The 22,749-nt window shown below is 66.1% G+C and carries 23 protein-coding genes and 1 tRNA gene; 10 read left to right on the top strand and 14 right to left on the bottom strand.

The genetic code is table 11. The annotated features are described in order from the left end of the window. Positions 1-418, top strand: a 418-nt coding sequence (locus GSQ87_RS14200) for a hypothetical protein (RefSeq protein ID WP_216839322.1), incomplete at its 5' end; no start/stop codon positions are given. 39 nt (positions 419-457) lie between these two features. Here GSQ87_RS14200 and GSQ87_RS14205 read toward each other — a convergent pair. From GSQ87_RS14205 to yaaA, 6 genes are all read right to left on the bottom strand, one after another. Then, complete coding sequence (locus GSQ87_RS14205; RefSeq protein ID WP_158916036.1) at positions 458-889, bottom strand: molecular chaperone DnaJ; 432 nt, start codon at positions 887-889, stop codon at positions 458-460. Further along, positions 886-1,770, bottom strand: coding sequence for a division plane positioning ATPase MipZ (locus tag GSQ87_RS14210; protein ID WP_158916037.1), 885 nt, complete (start codon positions 1,768-1,770; stop codon positions 886-888). The genes GSQ87_RS14205 and GSQ87_RS14210 overlap by 4 nt, the downstream gene beginning before the upstream one ends. A gap of 106 nt (positions 1,771-1,876) precedes the next feature. Next, on the bottom strand, positions 1,877-2,290 hold the full coding sequence (locus GSQ87_RS14215) for a DUF1489 family protein (RefSeq protein ID WP_158916038.1): 414 nt from the start codon (positions 2,288-2,290) through the stop codon (positions 1,877-1,879). A 49-nt stretch (positions 2,291-2,339) separates the two neighbouring features. Then, entirely contained in the window at positions 2,340-3,353 is a 1,014-nt protein-coding gene (locus tag GSQ87_RS14220) for a DUF3667 domain-containing protein (protein WP_158916039.1), read from the bottom strand. A 93-nt stretch (positions 3,354-3,446) separates the two neighbouring features. Beyond that, complete coding sequence (locus GSQ87_RS14225) at positions 3,447-3,875, bottom strand: DUF2780 domain-containing protein (protein WP_158916040.1); 429 nt, start codon at positions 3,873-3,875, stop codon at positions 3,447-3,449. 75 nt (positions 3,876-3,950) lie between these two features. Further along, a complete protein-coding gene (gene yaaA, locus GSQ87_RS14230; protein WP_158916041.1) occupies positions 3,951-4,721 on the bottom strand; it encodes a peroxide stress protein YaaA in 771 nt (256 codons plus the stop codon). 170 nt (positions 4,722-4,891) lie between these two features. On the opposite strand from yaaA, the gene GSQ87_RS14235 reads away from it, so the two are divergent. Next, positions 4,892-5,518, top strand: a complete 627-nt coding sequence (locus GSQ87_RS14235) for a hypothetical protein (RefSeq protein ID WP_158916042.1) — start codon at positions 4,892-4,894, stop codon at positions 5,516-5,518. 10 nt (positions 5,519-5,528) lie between these two features. Next, entirely contained in the window at positions 5,529-5,834 is a 306-nt protein-coding gene (locus tag GSQ87_RS14240; protein ID WP_371416671.1) for a winged helix-turn-helix domain-containing protein, read from the top strand. A 56-nt stretch (positions 5,835-5,890) separates the two neighbouring features. Here GSQ87_RS14240 and GSQ87_RS14245 read toward each other — a convergent pair whose 3' ends face one another. Both GSQ87_RS14245 and GSQ87_RS14250 read right to left on the bottom strand, forming a co-directional pair. Beyond that, positions 5,891-6,469, bottom strand: coding sequence for a Dps family protein (locus GSQ87_RS14245; protein ID WP_158916043.1), 579 nt, complete (start codon positions 6,467-6,469; stop codon positions 5,891-5,893). A gap of 89 nt (positions 6,470-6,558) precedes the next feature. Beyond that, complete coding sequence (locus GSQ87_RS14250) at positions 6,559-7,995, bottom strand: protein adenylyltransferase SelO (RefSeq protein WP_158916044.1); 1,437 nt, start codon at positions 7,993-7,995, stop codon at positions 6,559-6,561. 124 nt (positions 7,996-8,119) lie between these two features. Between GSQ87_RS14250 and GSQ87_RS14255 the strand changes: the two genes are divergently transcribed. Continuing rightward, entirely contained in the window at positions 8,120-9,703 is a 1,584-nt protein-coding gene (locus GSQ87_RS14255; RefSeq protein WP_158916045.1) for an asparagine synthetase B, read from the top strand. A 133-nt stretch (positions 9,704-9,836) separates the two neighbouring features. Here GSQ87_RS14255 and GSQ87_RS14260 read toward each other — a convergent pair whose 3' ends face one another. After that, positions 9,837-10,235, bottom strand: coding sequence for an acyl dehydratase (locus GSQ87_RS14260; protein WP_158916046.1), 399 nt, complete (start codon positions 10,233-10,235; stop codon positions 9,837-9,839). 123 nt (positions 10,236-10,358) lie between these two features. On the opposite strand from GSQ87_RS14260, the gene GSQ87_RS14265 reads away from it, so the two are divergent. Then, positions 10,359-12,542: a protein-disulfide reductase DsbD gene (locus GSQ87_RS14265; RefSeq protein WP_158916047.1), complete on the top strand. Its 2,184-nt coding sequence runs from the start codon at positions 10,359-10,361 to the stop codon at positions 12,540-12,542. Positions 12,543-12,619: 77 nt separating this feature from the next. Next, positions 12,620-12,695, top strand: a tRNA-Thr gene (locus GSQ87_RS14270). A gap of 9 nt (positions 12,696-12,704) precedes the next feature. On the opposite strand, the gene GSQ87_RS14275 is transcribed toward GSQ87_RS14270, so the two are convergent. From GSQ87_RS14275 to GSQ87_RS14285, 3 genes are all read right to left on the bottom strand, one after another. Then, positions 12,705-13,106 (bottom strand): lysozyme inhibitor LprI family protein, encoded by a 402-nt coding sequence (locus tag GSQ87_RS14275; protein ID WP_158916048.1) that lies wholly within the window; start codon positions 13,104-13,106, stop codon positions 12,705-12,707. Positions 13,107-13,380: 274 nt separating this feature from the next. After that, complete coding sequence (locus GSQ87_RS14280) at positions 13,381-13,776, bottom strand: lysozyme inhibitor LprI family protein (RefSeq protein WP_158916049.1); 396 nt, start codon at positions 13,774-13,776, stop codon at positions 13,381-13,383. A 12-nt stretch (positions 13,777-13,788) separates the two neighbouring features. Beyond that, positions 13,789-14,586 carry a hypothetical protein gene (locus GSQ87_RS14285; RefSeq protein WP_158916050.1) on the bottom strand — a complete coding sequence of 266 codons (798 nt, stop codon included), beginning with the start codon at positions 14,584-14,586 and terminating at the stop codon, positions 13,789-13,791. A gap of 1,319 nt (positions 14,587-15,905) precedes the next feature. On the opposite strand from GSQ87_RS14285, the gene GSQ87_RS14290 reads away from it, so the two are divergent. From GSQ87_RS14290 to GSQ87_RS14305, 4 genes are all read left to right on the top strand, one after another. Continuing rightward, on the top strand, positions 15,906-16,466 hold the full coding sequence (locus GSQ87_RS14290) for a hypothetical protein (RefSeq protein ID WP_158916051.1): 561 nt from the start codon (positions 15,906-15,908) through the stop codon (positions 16,464-16,466). A 447-nt stretch (positions 16,467-16,913) separates the two neighbouring features. Next, entirely contained in the window at positions 16,914-18,563 is a 1,650-nt protein-coding gene (locus tag GSQ87_RS14295; RefSeq protein ID WP_158916052.1) for an ABC transporter ATP-binding protein, read from the top strand. Positions 18,564-18,621: 58 nt separating this feature from the next. Further along, a complete protein-coding gene (locus GSQ87_RS14300; protein ID WP_158916053.1) occupies positions 18,622-19,455 on the top strand; it encodes a DUF2971 domain-containing protein in 834 nt (277 codons plus the stop codon). A 354-nt stretch (positions 19,456-19,809) separates the two neighbouring features. Beyond that, complete coding sequence (locus GSQ87_RS14305) at positions 19,810-20,814, top strand: hypothetical protein (RefSeq protein WP_158916054.1); 1,005 nt, start codon at positions 19,810-19,812, stop codon at positions 20,812-20,814. Between the two features lie 280 nt (positions 20,815-21,094). Here the strand turns inward: GSQ87_RS14305 and GSQ87_RS14310 are convergent, their stop codons facing one another. Both GSQ87_RS14310 and GSQ87_RS14315 read right to left on the bottom strand, forming a co-directional pair. Next, the gene (locus GSQ87_RS14310; protein ID WP_216839323.1) at positions 21,095-21,550 is read right to left on the bottom strand and encodes a hypothetical protein; all 456 of its coding nucleotides are present in this window, start codon (positions 21,548-21,550) and stop codon (positions 21,095-21,097) included. A 145-nt stretch (positions 21,551-21,695) separates the two neighbouring features. Next, positions 21,696-22,340, bottom strand: coding sequence for a hypothetical protein (locus tag GSQ87_RS14315; RefSeq protein WP_158916056.1), 645 nt, complete (start codon positions 22,338-22,340; stop codon positions 21,696-21,698). Between the last annotated feature and the right edge of the window lie 409 nt (positions 22,341-22,749).

A 22,749-nucleotide genomic window follows, 5' to 3' on the forward strand; every position in this document is an offset into this window, starting at 1 on the left:
GGGAAGCGGCGTGCGCGTGCGCGCCTACCGCGGCGAGGACGCGGACCGACTGCAAGACGCGGCGGAAGCGACCCTGCTGACCGACCATGCCGCCTATGGCTGCCTCAGCCTGGTGTGCGAGACGCCCGACGGCCTGATCCCCTTCGTGTTTTCCCTGCGAGGACTGAGACGCACCCCGCTGTCCTACGCCCAACTCGTCTATTGCCGCGACACCGATGATTTCGTGCGGCTGGCCGGCCCGGTGGGCCGCTATCTGCTGAGGCGGCGCTCCGTCCTGACCATGATCGACAGCGATGGGCCGGCGCCGGGCCTGACCGGCAAGTTCCTCAAGGACCGCTGGCCCCGCTACTACCTCGGCCCCAATCGGCCCCGGCCGAACGATCTGGCCTATACCGAAGCGGTGGTGCTGGGGGTCTGAAGGCGGCGTGGACGCCGCCAGCCTCCCTCCCGTATTCCCCTACCGCCCCATCAGCACGTCGCGCGCCAGGTTGAGCTGGGCGGCCAGGCCACGGGTGCCGCCCTGGTCGGGGTGGGCCATGCGGATCAGGCGACGGTAGGCGGCCTGGACGGCGGCCACGCTGGCGTCGGGCTCCACCCCCAGGATGGCGCGGGCTTCGTCCGGGCTCATGCGCGAGGTGGGCGTCGGTTTCGGCGCGTGGCTTTTGCGATGGCGCGCGCTGATCGCCAGGAACGCCCCTACAGCGGCCAGTCCGGCCGCCGGCAGCCAATCTTCACGAAGCCCCAGCGCCAGGGCGCCGATCAGCACCATGATCGACGCCAGCCCCGCCGTCGGCCGCCAGACCTTCAGGACGCCCCCGATCCCGGCCCCAAGTCTGCGCCCGCCGAATATGACCGCCAGCAGGACGAGCCCCAGGACGAGGAGGATCACGCCTCGACTTCCTCCCGCACGTCCAGGTCCAGGTCGGCGCCACCGTCCTGACCGGGCAGGTAGACGTTGTCCTCGGCGTCGCTTTCCAGCCCCATGGCCGACATGATGGCGCGCAGTTCCTGCCGCGCGGCGACGTGGCTCAGCGACACCGCCACCGGGCGCACGGTGGACGATAGGTCGGCGATGGTCAGGCCGAAGGGGAACAGCTCGCGATAGATCACCCGGTCGCGCAGACCCGGCCCGACCCGGAAGCCGACCCGCTTGCTCAGAGTCTGCACCCGCTCGTCCAGCCGCTTGCGGTTGCGGCTCTCGTTGGTGGCCAGGCGGTTGCGCAGAACGAGCCAGTCGATGGAGCGGCGCTCCTGCACCATCCGCCGCTTGCGGCTCTCCCACACCGTCTCGGAATAGAGGCTGGGCTTGGTCAGCTCCATCGACACCGGGTCCAGGTGGCCCAGCATGTCGAAGTCCACGAAGCTGTCGTTGATCGGGGTGACGATCTTGTCGGCGCGGGCGTGGGCCGCACGCATCAGCAGGTTGTCGGAGCCGGGGGTGTCGATCACCACGAACTCCGCCTCCTCGCGCGCCAGGCTGAACACCTCCTCGAAGCGGTTCACCGCCTCTTCGGGGTCGCGGCGGGCCAGGGCCTCGTCGTCCTGCGACAGGCGGCGGCCGATGGGATGAGGCAGGTCCACGCCGTTGGCCGCGCCCCACGCCTTCCGGTTGGCGAAGAAGCGGTTCATCGACTGCTGGCGCAGATCGATATCCAGCGCCGCCACCTTGGCGCCGCCGTGCAGCAGGGCTGTGACCAGGTGCATGGCCACCGTGGACTTGCCGGCGCCGCCTTTTTCGTTGCCAACGACGATGACGTGGGCTTCGGCCATGTCAGCCTCCGAATCGCGCCCGAAACACACCCGGGCCGCCGCTAGAGTCCTACGTTACACCCTTGCCGGTCAACGCGGCTTAAGGGTCGGTTAACCATACCAGAGCTCACCAGGCGCCAAGTTCGCGAAGCTGACGCGCCAGGTCGAGAGGCACGGCCAGCTCCGGATCGATGCCGGTCAAGTCGGGCGGCGCGTCCTTGTGCTCGAAATAGCGCCAGCCCTGGAACGGCCGCCGCGCCACCGGAGCGACCCGCACGACATCCTCGGAGACGGTGATCTCGCAGCGGCTCTCGCGGCCCTCGCCCACCGTGTCCACGGCCAGGATGGTCTGGCGGCACAGGATGGCGCCCTTGAACACCCGGTAGATCGAGCCGCCATCCACCAGTTCGTCGGCCCGCTTGGGGGTCTGGCGCGTGCGCACCTTCCACACCGGCTCGCGGCTCTCGGCCTGTTTGCGCCAGGCTTCCAGCTCCTCGATCGTGTCCAGGCCGACGACGAGTTTGATCAGATGCAACACCACCGGGCCTAGATAGGCGCGCCGGAGCCGATACGGAATGCGACTCGGCGCGTCAGACCTGGTTCAGGGCCAGGGCGAGCAGGCCGACGAGCAGCACGCTGAACAGGAACAGCGTCGCCAGCCAGAGGAACAGCGCCTTGCCCGCCGCCCCGACCCGGCTCGACCCGTAGGCGCCGCGCAGCGTCATGAACAGGTTCACCGGCGTCCACGCCAGCGCCGGCCAGAACAGCCACCCGTTCAGCGGCTTGGGCAAGATCGCCACGAACGCCCATAGCAGAAAGCAGAACGACATGTACTGCATCGACACCACCAGGTGGTCGTAGACGTAGAACTGCCGCTTGTAGACGTAGAGCACGGTCAACAGCCCGGCCAGGATCGGCAGCATCAGCACCGCCAGCCGATGCGCCCATTCGAACACCAGCATCAGGTAGAATTCGTGGTTCTGGACGGCGCGCCCGATGTGTTCGCTCATCCATCGGCCAAGCGGATCGTGCGGTGGGTTGCGCGCCAGGGTCGACTGGATTTGGGCGCTGTCCATCACTTCTACTTTCACGGAACCCTTGGAGACATGCTCCACCTTGTCGGCGGCGTGGGTGACGACCGTCCTGGCGAGACTGGTTCGCGCCTTCTGCATGCTGGCGCCGGCGGCGGCGTTCTGGGCGGGGGTGTGGCGACCCTCGCCGATCTCGCGATGCACCACCGCCTCGAGGGCGAACATGAACAGCAGCAGGCAGATCAGGAACAGGCGGAAGGGCGGGACGTGGCGGGTGCGCCGTCCCTCGATATGGTCGCGGGCGAGCTTGCCGGGTCGCAGCAGCAGGGCGGGCAGGGTCCGCGCCAGCCGGCCGTCCAGGTGGGTGAAGCCCTCGATCGCCTCCCAGATCAGATGGACGATCGAGCGGTGATGGTCGTCGGCGTTCTGGCCGCAGTCATAGCAGTAGGGGCCCTGCAGCGGCGCGTCGCAGTTCAGGCATTCGGTATGGGTGTGCGACGGCTTTGCCGCCCTGCCCCGCCGGGTCAGGGCGGCGACGGAGTCCGCGGCGGCGAATTCCAGTTCCTTCGACACGCGACCCCTCCCCCGACCTCACGCCATCCTAGGCCATGATCGCCGGCTTTCGATCCCCCAGCCGCCGCAACGGGCCGGAAAACGCCGTTCGGCTCAGGCCTGCCCGATCAGCAGCGGGCCGAGGCCTGGAATGGTGCTGAACACGCCGCGCAGCTTGTCCTCGCCGGTCTTCTGCTTCACCCAGGTCATGGCCAGGGGCAGGATCTTCTGCATGTCGGAGATGGTCACGCCCTTGCGGGTGAGCTGCTGGTTCATGGCCATGGCGTCCGACATCACCGCCCCGCTGGAGCCGCCGGCCTTGCTCATCAGCCCGGCCATCAGGCCGCCGCCCTTGTTGGCGGTCAGCGCCGCACCGGCGTCGGCCAGTTCCGAGGAGCCGGGGATGGCGGCGAACAGGTCCGCCACCTTGGCCGGCTCGCCATGCTTCTGGATCAGGTACAGGGCGCCGGACAGGGCGCTACGCGCCTGATCCTGGCTGAGGCCCGCATGGACGGCGGATTGCTCGACAAGCTCTTCGATCATGGCGCGACCTTATCCGCCCTGGCTCGTGCAGGACAAGCGCCCAGGCTTCTCCTCCCCTGTGAGCGGGAGAGGAGATTACTCGGAATCCCGCACGAACACCCATTCGGCCTCGTCGGAATGGGCCGGCGAAAAGACGTAGCCGTCGCGATCGAAGCCCCTCAAGTCGGCCACGTGCTCGATCCGCCGGTCGATGATGTAGCGGGCCATGGCCCCCCGCGCGCGCTTGGCGAAGAACGAGACGATCTTCACCTCGTCGCCTTTCCGCTCCTTGAACTGGCAGGTGAGCACCGGAATCTTCAGCGCCTTGCGATCCACCCCGCCGAAATATTCCTGGCTGGCGAGGTTCACCAGGGTGCGGTCGGCGTGCCCCTTGGCCGCCGCGTTCAGCGCCTTGGCGATGCGGTCGCCCCAGAAGGCGTAAAGGCTTTCCCCGCGCGGGTTGGCTAGCCGAATCCCCATCTCCAGCCGGTAGGGCTGGATCAGGTCGAGCGGCCGCAGCACGCCGTAGAGCCCCGACAGGATGCGCAGGCGGTCCTGCGCCCAGTCCAGCGCCTCGGCGTCCAGCTCGCGCGCCTTCAGTCCGGTATAGACGTCGCCGGCGAAGGCCAGGGCGGCGGGGACGGTCTCGGCGGCGCGGGTGGTTTTGAAGGCCTTGAACCGCTCGACGTTCAGGTCGGCCAGCTTGTCGGAGATGCCCATCAGCCGCCTCAGGTCGGCGCGGCCCAAGGTCTTGGCGACGGCGACCAGTTCGGCGGTGTCCCTGGCCAGGGCCGGCTTGGTCGTGGACAGCTCCCGGCCGACGGGGCTGAAGTCGAGGGTCTTGGCGGGCGAGAGCGCGATCAGCATGGCCGCCTGCTTAGATCAGAGTCGGCGCGGCTGGAACATCACGGCGATGCCCTCCGGCCTCCACCAGCGAAACCGGGGCCGCACGGCCGCTACACTGACGCTTCAAAAGAACTTTGACATGCAAAGTTATTTGCCATAGGATGCCATCACGGATTTGGAGGAGCTTCCCCATGGTCCACGACGTCCAGGCGATCCGCGAAGACCTCGCCTTTATGCGCGCCCTGGCCCAGGAAGGCCGACGCGCCCCGCTGCTGATCGGGCGCAGCCTACTCGTCGCCGGCCTGGTTTTCGCCCTGGCGAGCCTGGTCTGCTGGGCGATCGCGGCGCGCATGCTGGCCCTGCCCCAATGGTCGCAAATCTGGGTCTGGGTCGTAGCGGTCGGCCTCTATGTCCCGTACGCGTGGTTCCGTGCGTGTCAGCGGGATGGGATCCGGCCGGGCGCGACGGCGGTGACGAACCGGGCGGTCCAGGCTGTCTGGCGGGGCCTGGGCTACGCCATGCTGGCGCTGTTCGCCGCCTTCTGGATCGTGGCTGTAGAAACCCGCAGCTACGCCGTATTCGACATCTATCCTTCGGTGATGATCGCCTTCTACGGTGCGGCCTGGACCGTCGCGGCGGCGATGAGCGAGCTAAAATGGATCGGCAGGGTCGCTGCCGGCTGCTTCCTTGCGGCCGTCGTGATCGGCTTCGCCGCCCCTAGCCTGCTGGCCTTTCCGGCCACCGCCCTGGCCCTGCTTCTGCTGGTGGCGCTCCCCGGCTGGCTGCTAATGCGCGGCGAACCGTCCAACGTGGTCTGAGGCCGCGATCATGGACGGCTTCGACATCGACCAGATCGACGAGGTGATCCACGGCCGGGTGCGGCTGGGGATTATGGCCTACCTCTCCTCGGCGGAGCAGGCGGAGTTCACCACCCTGAAGGCCCGGCTACAGCTCACCGACGGCAACCTGTCGGCCCACCTGCGCAAGCTGGAGGAGGCGGGTTATGTCGGGGTGGAGAAGAGCTTTTCCGGCCGCAAGCCGCTGACCCGCATCCGCATTACAGCGGAGGGCCAGGACGCCTTCGTCCGCTACCTCGACGCTATCGGCAAGCTGGTGAACGAAGAAAGGGCCTGACGTCGCCGCCAGGCCCTTCCCGATCTTCCGGCGTCTCCTACGGAGAGCTCGAAGCTTTAGCGATCCTTGGCCAGCAGGGGCGTGGCCGCCAGGTGTTCGGCCAGGAACCAGACCTGCATCTCGTGGGTGCGGATCAGGCTGGAGACAATCAGGTCGTTGGTGCCGTCGTCGCCGTAGGAGGTCGCTTCCGACGCATATTCGCGGCATTCGCGCAACATGATCTCGTGGGCCTCGAGCAGGCGCGAGATCTGGGTGGGGACGTCCTCGCGACCCTTGGGCGGGCGCGGGATCTTGGTGTTCTCAGCGACGTCGGCGGCCATCGCATAGGCCAGGCCGCCCAGCGACTGGATGCGCTCGGCGATGTCGTCGACGAAGGCCGACTGCTCTTCGAAGTGCTTATCGAACAGCAGGTGGATTTGGTAGAAGGTCACACCCGACACCTGCCAGTGGTGCTTCTTGTACATGTCGCGGATGGTGATGGTGTCGACCAGCAGCTGGTTCAGCGCGCCGACGCTCTTGGCGCGCGCATTGGCTTCCAGCGCGATCGGCAGGTCCTTCAGGGTGCCGAAGGCTTGGATCTCATTGGGCTTAATCTTGTAGTCGGGTTGAGCGACATCGACGGCGCCGTCGGGCATGGGTTTTCTCCAGGCAGGCTAAGGGCGCTGCGCAAGCGCAGCGGGATTTACGTCACCAACGTAGGGCTTCCAGGGGCGGTTCCAATGGCTCAGCTTGTAAAAGCCAGGGCCTCACGCGCTTCCCCGATCCCGGCGACCTTGGCCTCGAACGCCGTCCAGTCGTCGCGCTCGGCGATGTCGACCCAGATCGCCTCGATCTCCTCGTAGAGCAGCTCCTGCGGCTCGGGGTTGGCGAAATAGGCGTGCTGCAGTCGCTCGGGCCGCTCGGTCTCGAACGCCTCCAGCCCGGTGCGGAAGGCGCGGAACGCCTCGGTGTCGTAGAGCCCCAGGCGCGGCCCTTGCAGCGCACGCGGGGCGGAGGCCAGTCCGCCGAACCAGTCGAAGAAGAACGGCTCCCAGCGCAGCGCCTCGCCACCTTCGGCCAGGGCCTTGAACGCCACCGCCGCCAGCACCCCGTTGTCGGGCGGAGCCAGCGGCTTCAACCCCAGCCGACGCACGATCGCCTCGGCCAGGCCGTCGCGGTAAAGCGTGCCGAAGGTGTTCAGCGCCTCGACCAGCGGCTCCTGCTCGCACACCAGGGCGAAGCAGCCGGCGAGCTGCTGCAGGTTCCAGAACACCGCCTGAGGCTGGCGGCCGAAGGCGTACAGGCCCTGATGGTCGAAATAGGCCGCGGTGAAGTTCGGGTCGTTCTTGGGCAGGAAGCGGTAGGGACCGTAGTCGAAGCTCTCGCCGTTGATGTTCATGTTGTCGGTGTTCAGCACCCCGTGCACGAACCCCGCCGCCATCCAGCGCGCGGTCATGTGAGCGGTGCGCACGATCACCGCGCGCAGGAGGCTGGACGCCTTCTCCGCGATGTCGACGCCCCCGACCTCGGGATAGTAGAGCGCGATCACATGCTCGATCAGCTCGCCGACCAGGTCGCGCCGGTCGAGATAGGCGTGGCGCTGGAAAGTGCCGAACCGCACATTGCTCCACGACAACCGGGTCAGCACCGAGGACCGCGTCGGCGACGGCTCGTCGGGACGTTCGAGCTGTTCGCCGGTCTCCACCAGCGAGAACGACTTGGAGGTGGGCACGCCCAGCGCCTCAAGCAGTTCGGTGGCCAGCACCTCGCGCACCCCACCCTTCAACGTCAGCCGGCCGTCGCCGAAACGCGAATAGGGCGTCTGGCCCGAGCCCTTGGTGCCGAGGTCCAGCAGCCGGCCGGTCGCCTCGCCGTCCTCGCGCAGCTGGGCGAACAGGAAGCCCCGGCCGTCGCCGATGTCGGGATTGTAGGTCTGGAACTGGTGGCCGTGATAGCGCGTCGCCAAGGGCTGGGGCTGGTTGTCCGGCAGCGGCTGGAAGCGGGCGAAGGCGTTCAGCCACTCGTCCGGCGTCAGGGTGTCCAGGCCCACATGCGCCGCCCAGCGGCCGTTGCGGTAGCGCAGCGTCGCCTGCGGGAAGGCCGCCGGCGCCACCGGATCGGCGAACTCCGGGCCGAGCTTCACGAACTGGGGATCGGGGCGATAGGCGGTGGAAACGGGCATGGGCCGTCACCTGCCCCGATGTGGCGCGCGGGGCAAGGGCGAGAGGGCGCGCTCACTCGCAAGTAAGCCGTTAACCATCTTCCCGTTAACCCTGATCGCTCCACTCGAGATGGGAGCAGCGCCGATGTGCGGTATCGCCGTGGCGATCGACTGGGACGACGCCGAGGCCGTGGTCCGTAAGATGATCGGAAGCCTCGTCCATCGGGGTGATGTGGACGATCCGGTGCTGTCGCCGGCGCCGGACACGGCCATGGGCACGCGGCGCCTGCGCATCGTCGACGCCGAAGGTGGCGTGCAGCCGCAGTTCGCCTTCGACAACCGCTTCCTGGTCTCGTTCAACGGCGAAATCTACAACCACGAGGCTCTGCGGCGTGAGTTGGAGGGCCTGGGCGTGGTGTTCCACACCGCCTCCGATACCGAGGTGCTGGCCAATGCGCTGCGGGTCTGGGGCGGCGGCGCGCTGCAGCGGCTGGTGGGCATGTACGCCTTCGTCGCCTTCGACCTGAAGACCGGCGAGTTCCTGGCCGCGCGCGACCCGCTGGGGGTCAAGCCGCTCTATCTGATCCAGTCGGCGCGGGGCTTCCTGTTCTGCTCGGAAATCCGCCCTCTGCTGGCCGCCAGCGAAACTGGCGAGGTCCTGCTGCTGCCGCCGGGCCACGCCCTGTCGCGCACGCTGTTCACCCCGTTCGCCCGCCTCGCGCCCGACCCGGCGATCGCCCCCGCCGCCGACCGCCCCGAGACGCTGGATCGGCTGCTGGAAGACGCGGTGCGCACCCGCATCCCGCCCGGCCTGCCCTTCGCCACCTTCTTCAGCGGCGGGATCGACAGCACGCTCATCGCCCACTACGCCGCCCGCCATCGCCCCGAGGCGCCAGGCTATTTCCTCGGCGGCTACGACGCGCCCGACTACGCCTACGCCGCCCGCTACGCCGACATGACCGGCTACGACATGCGGCTGGTGCCGATGGAGCCCGACCACGCCATCGGCCTGATCGGAGACGTAGTTTCCACCGTGGAGAGCTTCGAGCCCAGCGTAGTGCGCGACGCGCTCTGCGGCTATCTGCTGTCGCGGCGAGCCCAGGCGGACGGCTTCCGCGTCGCCCTGTGCGGCGAGGGCGCCGATGAGTTGTTCGCGGGCTATGTCCCGTTGGAAGCCGCCTACGCCGAGGGCGCCGAATACGGCGATCCGGTGCGCGAGCAGCTGCTGGCCGGCATGCACCGCTCCAACCTGCAGCGGGTGGATCGTTGCGGGATGCGCTTCGGGGTCGAGGTGCGCGAGCCGTTCCTGGACCCGGCGGTGATCGCCTACGCCCTGAACCTGGACCCTGCGGCCCTGGTGCGCGAGACGAGCACCGGTCCCATGGGCAAGCAACCGCTGCGCCGCCTGTTCGACCTGCACCCGGGCCAGCTCCCGCGCGAGATCGCGGCGCGGGCCAAGCTGCCCATGCACCGGGGCTCCGGCTTCGACGTCAGCCAGGCCGACGCGCCCTGGGTCCGCCATGCGGAGGCAGTCGTCTCCGACCGCGAATTCAGCGACGGCCAGCGCGAGTACGCCGCCTTCGACCTGAGGACCAAGGAGGAGTGGCTCTATCTGCGCCGCCTCGCCGAGACGCTCGACGTGCGCCGCGTGCCGCACCTGACCGACCGCGCGCGCCTAAGTTTCCCCACCCTGAAGCGGATGGAGCGGGTGGCGGAGTACATGGCGTAGGCTGACACGGAGTGCGTGCTTCGAGACGCGCTCCGCTCCTAAGCATGACGAAGGTTATTGCAATCCACGTACGTTCGTCATCCTGAGGAGCCCCGAAGGGCGTCTCGAAGGACGCAGATGGCGTCCGCGCGCCCTATCCCCGCGAAGCGAACACCGAACGGGTCAGGCACGAGAACACCAGCCGCCCCGCCTCGTCCAACAGGTCGTGCTGGGCGATGACGATGCCCTTCTCAGGCCCGACCGGGTCCTTGGCCAGGACGGTCATCCGCCCACGCAAAAGTTCGCCCTCCGGCGGATTACGCATCCAGCGCAACGCATCGACGCCGAGCCGCTTGGTCTGGGGCCAGCCCTGGGCCGCCTCGGAATCCAGGCGCGCCCACACCGCGTAGAGGAAGGCGTCCGGCGCCCCGTCCGCCTTGGCCCAGCCCGGCGCCATATGCTCGCAGAAGCTTTGCAGCGAGCGCCCATCTATGGCCATGACTCCGAGGGATATGACCTGGCCGACCTCGATATCGTCGAAATGTGCTGGCACGTAACCTCGGCAAGCTAAGATGCGAATGATCATGGCCAGGATGGCGACGTTGTCGAGGCGTAAGCTTGCAAGCCTGGCCACGCCAGACGATTTAGGCCCTTGGGTTTCGGAGCTCTGACAAGAATGCGCGCTTTCGCCAAGGTCGCCGCCTTAGCCACGAGCCTCTGGGCGGCGGGGCTGCTGGTCGCGGGCGCCGCCTCGGCCGCCCCCGCCGTCGTGGTGCGCACCCCTCACGTCCAGGCGGAGCTGATCCCGGAAACGACGGCCGCCGCCCCCGGCGGGGTGCTCTATGTCGCGCTGCGCCAGAAGATCGCCGCCGGCTGGCACACCTACTGGCGCAATCCCGGCGACGCCGGCCAGGCCACGACCATCGCCTGGACTCTCCCCACCAAGTGGCATGCCGGCGACATCGTCTGGCCCGCGCCCGAGCAATTCCTGAACGGGCCGATCATGGCCTATGTCTACGCCGACCAAGTGCTGCTGCCGGTCCCCGTTCAGGTCCCCGCCGACGCCAAGCCCGGTTCGGTCGCCAGCCTCAAGGCCCAGGTCGCGTGGCTGGTCTGCAAGGACGTCTGCATCCCCGAGAGCGGGACGGTGGCCGTCGACGTGCCCATCGCCGCCACTACGCCCACGCTCGAACCCCGTTTCGGCCGCGCCATCGAGCAGACCCTGGCCGACGCGCCCAAGGCCGACGGCCTGCAGGCCCGCTTCACCGTCCAGGGCGGCCAAGTGAAGCTGTCGGTGACCGGCGCGCCCGTGCGCGGGGCCGACGTCGCCCATGCCTACTTCTATCCCTATGACGGCACAGTGATCGACCAGGCCAAGCCGCAGCTGGCCGAGCGGGGAACACAGGGCGTGGCCCTGACCCTGCCCGCCGGCTACGGCTTCAGCCACGGCAAGCCCCCCGCCCGCCTACAGGGCGTGGTGTCGTTCGGCGCGAAGTCCTTTGAGGTCGACGCCACCCCGGGCGCGCCTCTGGCCGGCGCGGTGGGTCTCGCCCCGCCCGTCGTCACCACCCCGCCACCCGTCGGCGGCCACGGCGAAGACGCTGGCAAGCCGGCCGACATGGGCGTGCTGGCGGCGGTCGGCCTGGCCTTCGTCGGCGGCCTGATCCTCAACCTGATGCCCTGCGTCTTCCCCGTCCTGTCGATGAAGGCGGCCGCCATCGCCCGCCACCTGGAATCCCCCGCCCACGCCCGCAAGGAAGGCCTGGCCTTCCTCTTCGGAACGGTCGGGACCTTCGTCGGCCTCGCCGCCCTGCTGATCGCCGCGCGTGCCGGCGGCCAGGCGGTGGGCTGGGGCTTCCAGCTGCAATCGCCCATCGTCGTCTCGGTCCTGGCCCTGGTGATGTTCGGGGCTGGATTGAACCTGTCCGGCGTGTTCGAGATCGGCCTGTCCGCCCAGGGCGTCGGCGCCCAGGCGGCTTCCAAGGGCGGTCTCGCCGGCGCGGTGCTGACCGGCGTGCTGGCCGTGGTCGTGGCCGCGCCCTGCACGGCGCCCTTCATGGCCCCGGCCATCGGCTGGGCCCTGGTTCAGCCGCCGGCGGTCGCCCTGCTAGTGTTCCTGGCGCTCGGCCTCGGCCTCGGCGCGCCGTTCACCGCCCTGTCCTTCGCGCCGGGCCTGTTCCGCCGCCTGCCGCCGCCCGGCGCCTGGATGGAGGGCCTGAAGAAGGTCCTGGCCTTCCCGATGTACGGCGCGGCCGCGTGGCTGGTCTGGGTGTTCAGCCTCCAGGTGGGCGTCGCCGCCCTGCCCCTGCTGTTCGCCGCCGCCCTGCTGCTGGCCTTCGCCGCCTTCTGCTGGGGGGTGAGCCAGCGCACCGGCCACCCGCTGGCGCCGCGCGCCTTCGCCGCCACCGCCCTGATCGCCGCCGTCGCCGCCATCGGCTTCGGTCCCACCGCAGTCCCCGCCGCGCCGGCCTCGGCCGACACCGGTGGCGCGGTCGCCTCGTCCGCCCTGCCGACCCAGCCCTGGTCGCCCGAGCGCGTGGCCACCTTGCAGGCCGCTGGCAAACCGGTGTTCGTCGACTTCACCGCCGCCTGGTGCGTCACCTGCCAGGTCAACGAGCGCACGGCCCTGGCCACCCGCTCGGTCGCCGACGCCTTCACCCGCACCGGCGCGGTCTATCTCAAGGCCGACTGGACCCGCCGCGACCCCGCCATCGAGCACGCCCTGGCCGAACAGGGCCGCTCGGGCGTGCCGCTGTATCTGGTCTACGGCGCCAGCGGGACCAAGCCCCAGCTCCTGCCCCAGCTGCTTACCCCCGGCGTCGTAGTCCAGGCGCTGAACGCCGCATCGGGCAAGGCGTGACATCGACCGCCTTGGCTTCCACCGATTTGGAAGCTATGGAGATCGCCCCAAGCCCCGGCCCCAACCGTCGGTGTTAGGCCGCCTTAGCTCAGCCGGTAGAGCGGCGCATTCGTAATGCGTAGGTCAGGTGTTCGAGTCACCTAGGCGGCACCACTTTTCGGGTTAAGGGCGGCCGCCGGCCAAAGCCCGCAGCGCGGTGATGCGCTTGTCGGTGAGGTCGATCCAGCAGTCGTCCGCCTCGATCAGCCCCAACGTACCCTCCGCGTCCGGCTGCGCGCTCAACTCGCAGCGGGCGTCCCGCGTTTTGAGCCACGCCCGCTCCTGCGTCCGCAACTGCTCGCGACCCGCCGTGTCGCGGCTGGCCATCGCCTGCTTGTAGATGGCGTTCAGCTCTCGATCCTGACGGCTCGATTCCACACCGGCGCAGTCGCGCATGGCGGAGGTGACCCCTTCGCTCCGATCGATGCATTTATCATAGGCTGGTGAGTTCGCTTCTGCACCGCCCCCCGCCCCCATCGTCGCCAGCAGGACCATGCCGCCGAACGCCCACAGCGCTGCGTTCATCCCCCTCCAACTCCCTCAACGATCTTCTGGCCAGATCAGCCAGAACTTGCCTCCGCTCATAGACAAAGCGGGCGGTGAGCCGTGATGCAACCTGCTGCTGCGGTGGAAAGCACGAACGCCCCATCGAATCTAGTCCGGCCCCGCTCGTCATAGACCGCCGCGATCACCGCCGCGTCGAAGCCCCGGATCGGTGGAGACGATGTCCTGCAACGCGTGGCTACGCGCGATCACCCACACCCGTGATGAGCCGGTTACAGGACCACATTGGCGGTGTTCAGGGACGCCCGTTGGCCAAGGCCCGTAGCTCGGCGATGCGCTTGTCGGTGAGGTCTAGCCAGCAGCCGTCTGAATCAAGCAACGCGCCGGTGCCGTCGTTCTCCATCAGGACCTTGTGGCACTGGGCGCTGCGCATCTTGAGCCAGGCGCGCTCCTGCAAGCGCAACTGTTCCCGGGCCGCTGCATCGCGAAGGCCCATCGCCTGCTTGTAGAGCGCGTTCAGCTCGCGATCCTGCCGGTCGCCTTCGATGGTGGCGCAGTCGCGCATGGCGGACGTGACCCCCTCGGTCTTATCGACACATTTGTCGTAGTCCGGAGAGGTGGCGCCCGCCGCTCCCGCCCAACTCGTCGCCAACAGGATTGTCCCGGCGAACGCCCACGCTATCGCTTTCATATGCCCTCCCCCTCATTGCCCTTCAGAGGTCAATCCGGCCAAAGCCCGTCTACGCTCTGATCGGAATCGGGCTGCAATACCACGTTGTTCCCCCGAGCTGCTGCGGTGGAAATGCACCAGCACCCCATCCGGTCTGGCGCGACCCCGCTCATCGTAGACGGCGTTTATAACCGCCGCGTCGAACCCGGAGTCGGTCGGCTGGCTCCCGTGCGCCTCTGCAGTATGGATCGCGCCCGAAACGATGTGGCTTGCCGGGCCATGCTGCACCGCGCTCGACCAGACGACGTCCTGCAAGGCATGGCTACGGTCGGGGACGTCCACGCCTGTGGCCTGTCGCACGAGGTCGAGCTGGGGCTGATAGTGGGTGCGGGCGATGTAGGCGTACTGGGCGGCTTCGAACCCTTTCGGATCCTTCGCCGCGACAGCTTTCCAGGCGGTTCCGAACCCGGCCGAGCCGGGCGTCTTGCCTTGGAGTTCCGGCCATTTCGCGCCCTCGTGAGCCACGAAGGCGGCGACGTTCGCCTTCTTGATTTGATAGGCTTCGTAGGAGACCGAGCCGGGATCGCCCTTCCCGGTCGAGATGGCGCCAGGGTCGCCGTTCGACTCGTAGCGCGCCGAGAGGGCGCCCGGACGAAAGCCTGCCTTCTGCTGCGGGGCGGTGGCCGATGGAGTCTTCTGGGGCGCGGGCGGCGTTCCGTTCGCGGGTGAAGTTTTCGGGACATGTCCCTCCGGTTCGGGCGGTGAACCCCGCCCCTCAAGCGAAGACGCGGCCTGCTCGAGGGCGTCGGCGCGCCCCCATCCGCCGCCCACCGGCCATGATCGTCGCGCGGCTGGTCGGGGCTATATTTCAGCAGGGCGTCCTCGGCCAGGATCAGGCGCACGGCGCTGTCGGCGTCGAGGTCCGGAACCTTCATGAACACCGCGGTCATCCTGGCCTTGGCGAGGTCGCGCCGGTTCAACGCTTCGGCGACGGAGGCCAGGCCGGAGGCGGAAAGGGTGATCGGCTCGTCCCGTCCCGCATTGGCCTGGGACAGCAGGGCGTCGATCTTCGCGGGAGCGGGGCGCAAAACCTGCAGCGCTCTTGCTCAGAAGGGGTACGCCCGCGAGCGCCAGCCCGGCCCCGTCGCAACTCAACCCCATGCCGGCAGGATGGTCGTTCAAGCGGAAGAGGCGGTTAGCCTGGGTCATCGGCGTCTCCTAAAGCTTGGGAGAGCGCATGTTCCCATTATGTTCCGCGCAATATGCACAATTCCTCAGCCCGTCGTACGCGCGCCACTCAGTCCGGCGCTGTTCGGCCGATCAGATAGGGTTTGGCCACATGTGGGCCATGCCGTTGGGGTCCGGGATTTAGTAGGGCGTTAGTAGGGCGTGTGCGTCTAACGCCCTCCAACCCCTTTCAAGCCACTCAAAGTCGCACCTTTGAATTCATTAGTGAATTCAGGCTTATAAGGTCTCTTTCCAAGGTGCTCTGCGTCGTCCGAGGCTAATTCGTAATGAGGGGGTCACAGGTTCGAGTCCTGTAAGCGGCACCATTGTCTAATTGCTTGATTTTATTTAATATTCACACCCTTAAGCCCCCGCCTTCGGCGAGTTCGGGGTATCTCAGTAGGCCGATCTGAATTGGCGGCATAAAGCCCGCGAAGCACGAAAGCCCTCACTCGCTCGACGAAGTGCCGTCCTAAAAGCGGCGACGAGTGCAGCCTTTTTACAACACCAAACGTTTGCACTCGACAAGGTCAGGCTGCTGGCGTTTTGAGCTAGAGCCAAGCTCGGCTATAATGCGGGCTCACACCCACAATTTAATCAATCAAATCAACCGTCAGTCGGAATCCGACTGCGGCCCTTCCCCCCTTTTCCTCCACTCATTTCACATCACAATCGGACTCCGTCCTATGGCCACCTCCACCGCCTCCACTCACTTCACAGCCGAGCTGACAATCTCTACCGGCTCCCCGCCTTTCGGTTCGACCTTCATCGTCTTGCCGCGGGCCGTCACCCAGACCGTCGCAGCGGCGGCCTTCGTTCACGCCCCGATTTGCGAGACAGCCCCGAAGCCAACAGCCGCTCAGGGCTGAGCCCCTTCCCCATTTTCAACCCAAGCCATTTTTAATCGACACCTGGATTTTCCCTTGCCTACGCCGTCCTCCAACATGCCTGCAACCACCCCAGCCCCTGCGAGCTGGCGCTTCGATTCGAAGCACGCCAGCCTCCTCCCGACCGTCACCGGCTATATCGAAGCCTGCCCGGATCGCTACTTCGTCACGCTCACGACCAAGCGCCGCTTGACCCAGTTCGAGTTCAGCGCCGCCATCGGTCGGATGCTCCACCGTGTGAACCGGGAGCTGTTCGGCACCGGCTACACTCGCCATAAGGCGCTGTTCCTGGCGACCTTCATCGTCTTCGAGGAAACGTTCGCCGAGCAGCTCCACGCCCACTGCCTCGTCGGCGTTCCTGACGGCTCGTTAGCGTACAAGGCCCATACGAAGTGGACCTCCGTCGAAGCCCTCATCAAGACCACCTGGTGCAGCATGGACCATGGCGGTCAGATGGACGGTCAGGACACCCAGCGAATCGAGGGCTTCGAAGGCGTCCAGTCCTACGTTCAGAAGCGGCTCTGGAACCTTGCGTCCATCGACAGCGTGGACCTCGCCAACACCAACATTCCGACCGTCCCGGCGAGGGCGTTCTGATGGGCGTCGCAACTTTTGGGGCTAATAACCTCTGCCGCAAACCGGAGCCGCTTGAACCGATCCTGGGGACGACCGTGTACCGGGACACCTTCGCGGCCTACGCCCATCTCGTCGCAAACTACGCCTCGAGATTGGACCTCTGGAAATCGTTGGACCAGGAGGGTTGGGCCAGGAGCCGGAACGGCGTCCCCTACATCCGCACCGATACCGGTCCCATCACAACACGGACGGTCCCATTCGCCGAGACCAATGCAAGGGTGCAGTTCCACCTTCCCAACGGCGCTCTGACAGCCGTCGAGGTACGGATGGAGGACGCCCTCATCGACGCCGCCGGCTTGAAACGAGGTCGAGCCAATGAGGGGGCAGCTGCACGACCGAGCCGAATACTGGCGGAACCAGATCTACCAGAACGCCACATCCTTCTCACCACGCCCGCGGGCGTCGGGAATGAGTGCGCAGGGCGTGATCGAAATTCATGTTGGCCGCGGCACGGTGCAGGCGCCGGCCCAGCACGTCTCGAACGCTTCGGCGCTGCGTGCGGCGCTGATGGGCTTCTACCTCGCCTTTCGCGAGCACGTGCTCGCGACCAGCGGTGGGCTGACGACGTTAGTGCTAGACGACCCTCAGGACCTTCTCGACTATGACAATCGCCAGCGTCTTGCGCGGGCAATTTGCCAGCTCGCGACTGACGGTGCCCAGATCATCGCTACGACGCATGATCGCAGCTTCGCTCGCACTGTGGTCCAAGAGGCGCGTGCCGCCGACCTCATCGCTCACCACGCGGTACATCCCGTCAACGTTTCAAGGGCTACCCTTGAAACGTCGCCTGCAGTGGATGAGCTCGACCGCAAGCGCCAAGCATTCGTCGCCAACCCGGATGGGGCATCGCAAGCCCAGGACTATGTGAACGAGGCGCGGATTTTCATCGAGGCGCGCCTCGGCGACCTGTTCGACGATCCGGCTTACCCCGCGCACTCCGCGCCTACCCGCGCCCCGACGCTCGTCCCGTTGTTCGACCGCCTGCGCGCGCTCGTCTCCGGGCGCTCGAACGAGCTGTTCAAGAGTCCGATCCTCGCTTCTTTCTGCAACGATCCGGGCATGGCTCCTGGAGCGGAGGCGCGGCGCATCCTGAACCAGTCACACCACGACAAGGCGTCGATCAGCTATGTCGACGTGGCGGGCTTGGACGCTGACCTAAAGCGCCTTCGTGTCGGCATTGAGCGGGTGCACGGCGAGTTCAGGCGCTATCGCTGGCGCGAGCCCCTCACGGCCGAGGCACTAACCAACGTTGCGGCGCTCGTCCCGGTGCGCGCGCCGGTGTTCAACGTGCCGGTGAGCCAGGACATCGCCGCGTTCGCCGGGCACCTCCCCTCAGGCGGAAGCCAGCAAGCCGGTGACGAACTCTTTTCCAGCGCTTGGTTCGACGACAAGGCACTTTTCTACATTCGTCACGATACAATGGGGTTCGCGGTTCCCGCCGGGTCAGTTGCCATCGTTGAGGCAGACGCGACCACGGTGCGCGACCATAGCCTCGTCGTCGCGCGGCGCGGGCCGCAGGCATTCGCGCGGCGCCTGCTACGTCCCCGCAACGGCGAGGGTTTCTCCCTTGCGGCGGAGGCGACTGATCCGCGCCGCAGCCGCCCCACGCTTGCGTTCGAGGACCACGGCATCGACACCCACCGCGTAGTCGGCGCGCTCTTCGGCCACCTTCCGCCGCCCGAAGGGCGCGAGGAGGCGACTGAGATCTTGGGTGATCCGATCCTGGCGAGAGTGGAGATTGCGTACCGAGTGAGAGAGGATAGCGCGGTGCCGCTGGCGCTCCCGGGTCAGGTGATCCTGGGCGGAGGCGTATTGACCGCCGCCGAGTTGGCGAGGATCGAAGGCCGGATCGTCGCCCTGACCTTGGACGATGGCACGAGCATCCTCAAGCGCGTGGGCTCGCCGGTGTCGTCCTCCCTTCCTTACCTCCGCCAGTTCGAGACGATCGGCGGGCTCGGGGACTCAGCAGTCATCGCGACCGAGGCCGTGGACGGGGCGCCGGACCTCCCGGTGATGGCCTACGCGAGGCCGATCATCGGCGTGATCTACGACTACTGACCCATCGGCGCAGGCCCACGGTCTGGATGGCGTCTCGCAACTTTGAAGAGGGGGGCGGATGGCGACGATCGAGACCTACGCTAAGCCGACCTGGCTGTACCGGTACCGTTCTCTTAGGCCCCGCGGTGCCGATGGCGACGGCGTTGCCGACCGGGCGCGGCTTGAGCGCGAGCTGCGCGCGATCGAGCGAGACTACATCTGGTGCGGGACGTTCAACCAGATGAATGACCCAATGGAGGGCTTCTACCGGTCCAACGCGCGCGTGCGCGAGGACTCCGGCTATGATGAGTTTTCTGAAATGGTTCGCCTTGAGAAGCTCGGGCTGGGGATCGCCTCCCTGTCAGAGACCTGGGACAACGAGCTGATGTGGGCGCATTATGCTGACGGATTCCGCGGCATCTGCATTGCCTATCCACTCGCCCGCTTGCTGGATGACCACGCGTTGGCCCGTGTCGCATACGGTGACAGGCCACATTATCTAAATCTCAGCGCTATGCACGACCCTGATTTGCGGGCGAGGGCGATCCTCTCCACCAAGAACGTGAGGTGGGCCTATGAACGCGAATGGCGCCTCTTCTCGCCACACCCGGGCGAGGCGCGGTATGGCGGACGCGCGGCTGCGACCGTCTATCTCGGCATGCGAAACCGTCTATCTCGGCATGCGAATGAGGGCCGAGGACCGCCAGTTAGTGACCCAACGGCTAACGAAGGCGGGCATTACGGTGCGGCGCACGGCGGTCGACGGCTATTCATTGAAGTACTTTCGTCCAAGTGGGGGCGGTTAGGCTGGCGACGGTCCGCGACGACTAAGGACGTCAACGGCAAGCCGCCAATTTTCCCCGTGAATGTCGCGTTTCCGAAAGGGACCCAACGTCCGCTCATTGGCGCGTAGCGGTCGATCCCGCCGGGTAAGGCCACGCGCCCCACCTTTTGCGATTTAAGACGCCTGCTGTCGAAAAGTTGAGTCTGTCAATTATCGACACCAGCTCAACCAAACTTCACTTTCGATCCATAAATTCCCATCAACCAGAAGCAAGTATGCTCTGGCTCGCTACGATTTGCTATGCAGCCAGGCGAACCAGCCACCAATCTTTTGAACAAGTCATTTGCACATGTAAGGAAAATTAAACGAGATTATCTGTGCCGTTTATTCATCTAAGCAGGGATAATAAACATTAATCGCATTTTCAAAAATATTTTGGCGCGATGCGAGCCATTTTAACACTCACATTACGGGATTATTCGCTTGGCAAAACCTAAACACACCGTCGCCTCCGTTGCGGAGATGCTCATCAAAGATGCTGAAATCGCCGTGAAGGCAGGCTCACGACCTAAAAATTTACTCGACAACTACACTCAGCGACTGGAAGGATATGTCCGCCCTTTTTTTGGAAAGACACTCGTCACAGCCGTGAACCACCGGAAGTTGAAAGAATTTGAGGCTTGGCTCATCGAAGAGCGCGAACTCGCGGTAGGCTCAGTTCTTGCGGTCATGTCGTTTGTCAGCGTAGTCCTGAAATTGGCCCTGGACGAAGACATCATCTCCACGCCGATCCGGATGCCTCGCCTGAAGCAGAAGGATTGTCCTCGGCCCGGCTTCACATGGGAGGAATACCGCAAGCTCCTCAGCACCATGAAGAAGCTGGAAAAGGCGTCTCCGCCCATCAAGGTGCGGGCGTGGCCTCTTACGGTCGAACTACGCGATTTCACCACCTTCATGGTTAACTCTTTCCTTCGCCCCGGCGACGCCTTCGCGCTCCGCCACAAGGATGGGGAGATCAAGAAGACGGTCGACGGCACGGAGTATCTGAAGCTGACCTCGACGGTGTCGAAGACCACGTTGGGCCCAGTCGTCACCATGCCATCGGCGGTGACGATCTACCGACGCTTGAAAGCTCGTCACGCTGAGACCGGCCGATCCAAGCCGGACGATTACGTGTTCCTCCCCGAGCGCTCGGGAAGCCGCAAGTTCGCTATGGAGATCATGCGCCGCCAGTTCGGCTTGGCCCTGAAGGAAGCCGGCCTGGAGACAAACCCCCAGGGCGAGCCTCGTACGATCTACTCGTTACGACACACCGCCATCATGTTTCGGCTGCTGTTCGGCGACGTCGACCTGCTCACCCTGGCTCGGGCCTGCCGGACCAGCGTTGAGATGATCGATCGCTTCTACGCCAAGCCGCTTCAGGCCGAGATGAACATCGACCGTATCCACAGCATGCGGATGCCGTCGAGATTGTTGGCCGCCGATTGAGGGATCGGGAGAGACCGCCGGACGAGATGGCGGCGTAATCGCGCTAGGATCGCCGGAGAACGGAATTTCCGGGCCGGCCGGCCGATCCCCGCAGTGAACCCGAAATTTCGTTCTACGGCGTAAATTCCCGGCTCCTCAGGGAAGGGCGCCCCAGAGTCGGCCGAGCTGCGCTTCGCCTTGTCCGCCTGATGGACTCGCTTCTGACGCAGGATGGGCATGACTCGAACTTCGTCCGGAAGGCCATCGAGTCATGCCCCTATCGATCATCTTGGCCAGCTCGTTAGGCTTGGCCCTCTTCCGTCCCAAACCGCTCCCGCAATTCGGCCGCCGCCTGGGCCAGAACCTCGTCAAAGCGTCCAGCGAGCACATCCGTTTTGAGCCCGGCCAGAATGCCGCTTAGTTCGTCGTGCGACTTCAGAACGACGGTCGTCTTACCGCCCTTCAGCTTGAGCACCGTCGAGCCGTAGCGGATCGCCAGATTGGTCATGCCGTTGTCGTCGGTCCACCACCACGGCGAGACCCGGCGCTGCTGTTCGGTCTCCACAAGCACGTCGGTTTCCAGGTCCCGAACCCGGTGGCGAACGGTCTTGCGGTAGACGCCGCCTTCCGCCTCAGCGCTCAGCAACCCGAGCTGGTCTTGGATCGCCGCAGCCAGTTTGCGACGACGGACCCGGATGGGGTCGTAGCCCTTCGACTTGGCGGTGTCGGTGAGGGTGAGCTTGTCCAAAACGCCCATGTGATGTCTCCCGTTGTGATGGGAGCGCCTTCCACAATTCTCACGAAGCAGACAACGCAAGCATCTGCTCGGCCTTATCGGTACGGCGAGAGGATGCGTCGCCGAGGGCGCGCCCATCTCAGCCGTCATGACCGACCGTTCGCGGCTAAGGCAATCCTGCGCTTAATGCGGCAAGCTTGGCCTTTACGCGCTGAAACTCCCCCGCGCTTATGCGCGCGCCCGTTGGGTGGATAGTAGCCAGCCACGGCACGCCGTCAGCACCCACGTATTCCTGCCAGAGCCGTCCCCGTTTATCTCGCGGCGCGGGCTCGCCCTTAGGCATAAGGCCGTAATCTTCCACCGCTTCTGTGGCGTATGAGGATAGCCCCGTCATCCAGACGACGCGTGGACGGTAGGCATGAAGCAACGCCAGATTGGCCGCCGCGTGAAGCTTCAGGAGGGCACGGAACCGTTCGGCGGAGCCAACCCGCTGGACGAGGTCGCGGACGGTTGGACTTCCCCAGTGAGTCCGCTCCCCGATTATATAGGCAGGAGAGCCGACCGCGCTCGCCGCTTCACCACACAGCTTGAACCATTTGCGAGCTGACTGCGTGTCGCCAGCCCCGTCCTTGGCTCCCTCGGTTTCCCCGCCGTTGAAGCCCATAATCCACAGTAGGCCCGGGTCGGGTCGAGCACCGTCGGGCTTGAGGATCATGAGGTCGCCGAGCTGACAGGCCTGCGCCAACGGCGGCCGAGCCTCATAATCAGCGCGAACGGCCTGAAGTGCGGCGTCGGGATCGGTGAACGACATTAGCTGGACTATAGAGGTGGCGCTTTCAGCCGCTATCGGATTCGAAGGCGGCCCGTTGCGGCGAGCCGAGCAGAAGCTTCATCGCAGAAGGACCGCGACACCGATCAGTCCGATGCCGACCATCGGCACGAGCAACACGACAGTGCACCCTGAAGTAGCCGCCCTTAACTTCCGTTCGCGGCCTGTTCGAGTGGTGGTGATACCCGTGGCCTTGGCGATCCGACGTTTGCGGCGGAGACTCCGAGCGCTCGCGCCATCGAGAACGATAGGCCCGGAACGCCACAGCCGTTGGGATCGATGGATGCGACGCCAGATAGACGGCTCGATTATGAGCGCTAACGACGGCAGCCGTCCAAAACAGGCCCATCACCAAGACACCCACAGCCAGGGTTATTCGCTGGCGATTGGC

This window comes from Caulobacter sp. S45, from assembly GCF_009765965.1.
Classification (GTDB): Bacteria; Pseudomonadota; Alphaproteobacteria; order Caulobacterales; family Caulobacteraceae; genus CAHJWH01.

Bases quoted from the DNA above. Each gene is read 5' to 3' on its own strand.
- GSQ87_RS14210 (WP_158916037.1), bottom strand. From the start codon at position 1,770: ATGGCCGAAGCCCACGTCATCGTCGTTGGCAACGAAAAAGGCGGCGCC.
- GSQ87_RS14225 (WP_158916040.1), bottom strand. From the start codon at position 3,875: ATGATCGAAGAGCTTGTCGAGCAATCCGCCGTCCATGCGGGCCTCAGC.
- yaaA (WP_158916041.1), bottom strand. From the start codon at position 4,721: ATGCTGATCGCGCTCTCGCCCGCCAAGACCCTCGACTTCAGCCCCGTC.
- GSQ87_RS14235 (WP_158916042.1), top strand. From the start codon at position 4,892: ATGGTCCACGACGTCCAGGCGATCCGCGAAGACCTCGCCTTTATGCGC.
- GSQ87_RS14240 (WP_371416671.1), top strand. From the start codon at position 5,529: ATGGACGGCTTCGACATCGACCAGATCGACGAGGTGATCCACGGCCGG.
- GSQ87_RS14245 (WP_158916043.1), bottom strand. From the start codon at position 6,469: ATGCCCGACGGCGCCGTCGATGTCGCTCAACCCGACTACAAGATTAAG.
- GSQ87_RS14250 (WP_158916044.1), bottom strand. From the start codon at position 7,995: ATGCCCGTTTCCACCGCCTATCGCCCCGATCCCCAGTTCGTGAAGCTC.
- GSQ87_RS14255 (WP_158916045.1), top strand. From the start codon at position 8,120: ATGTGCGGTATCGCCGTGGCGATCGACTGGGACGACGCCGAGGCCGTG.
- GSQ87_RS14265 (WP_158916047.1), top strand. From the start codon at position 10,359: ATGCGCGCTTTCGCCAAGGTCGCCGCCTTAGCCACGAGCCTCTGGGCG.
- GSQ87_RS14275 (WP_158916048.1), bottom strand. From the start codon at position 13,106: ATGAACGCAGCGCTGTGGGCGTTCGGCGGCATGGTCCTGCTGGCGACG.
- GSQ87_RS14280 (WP_158916049.1), bottom strand. From the start codon at position 13,776: ATGAAAGCGATAGCGTGGGCGTTCGCCGGGACAATCCTGTTGGCGACG.
- GSQ87_RS14295 (WP_158916052.1), top strand. From the start codon at position 16,914: ATGAGTGCGCAGGGCGTGATCGAAATTCATGTTGGCCGCGGCACGGTG.
- GSQ87_RS14300 (WP_158916053.1), top strand. From the start codon at position 18,622: ATGGCGACGATCGAGACCTACGCTAAGCCGACCTGGCTGTACCGGTAC.
- GSQ87_RS14310 (WP_216839323.1), bottom strand. From the start codon at position 21,550: ATGGGCGTTTTGGACAAGCTCACCCTCACCGACACCGCCAAGTCGAAG.
- GSQ87_RS14315 (WP_158916056.1), bottom strand. From the start codon at position 22,340: ATGTCGTTCACCGATCCCGACGCCGCACTTCAGGCCGTTCGCGCTGAT.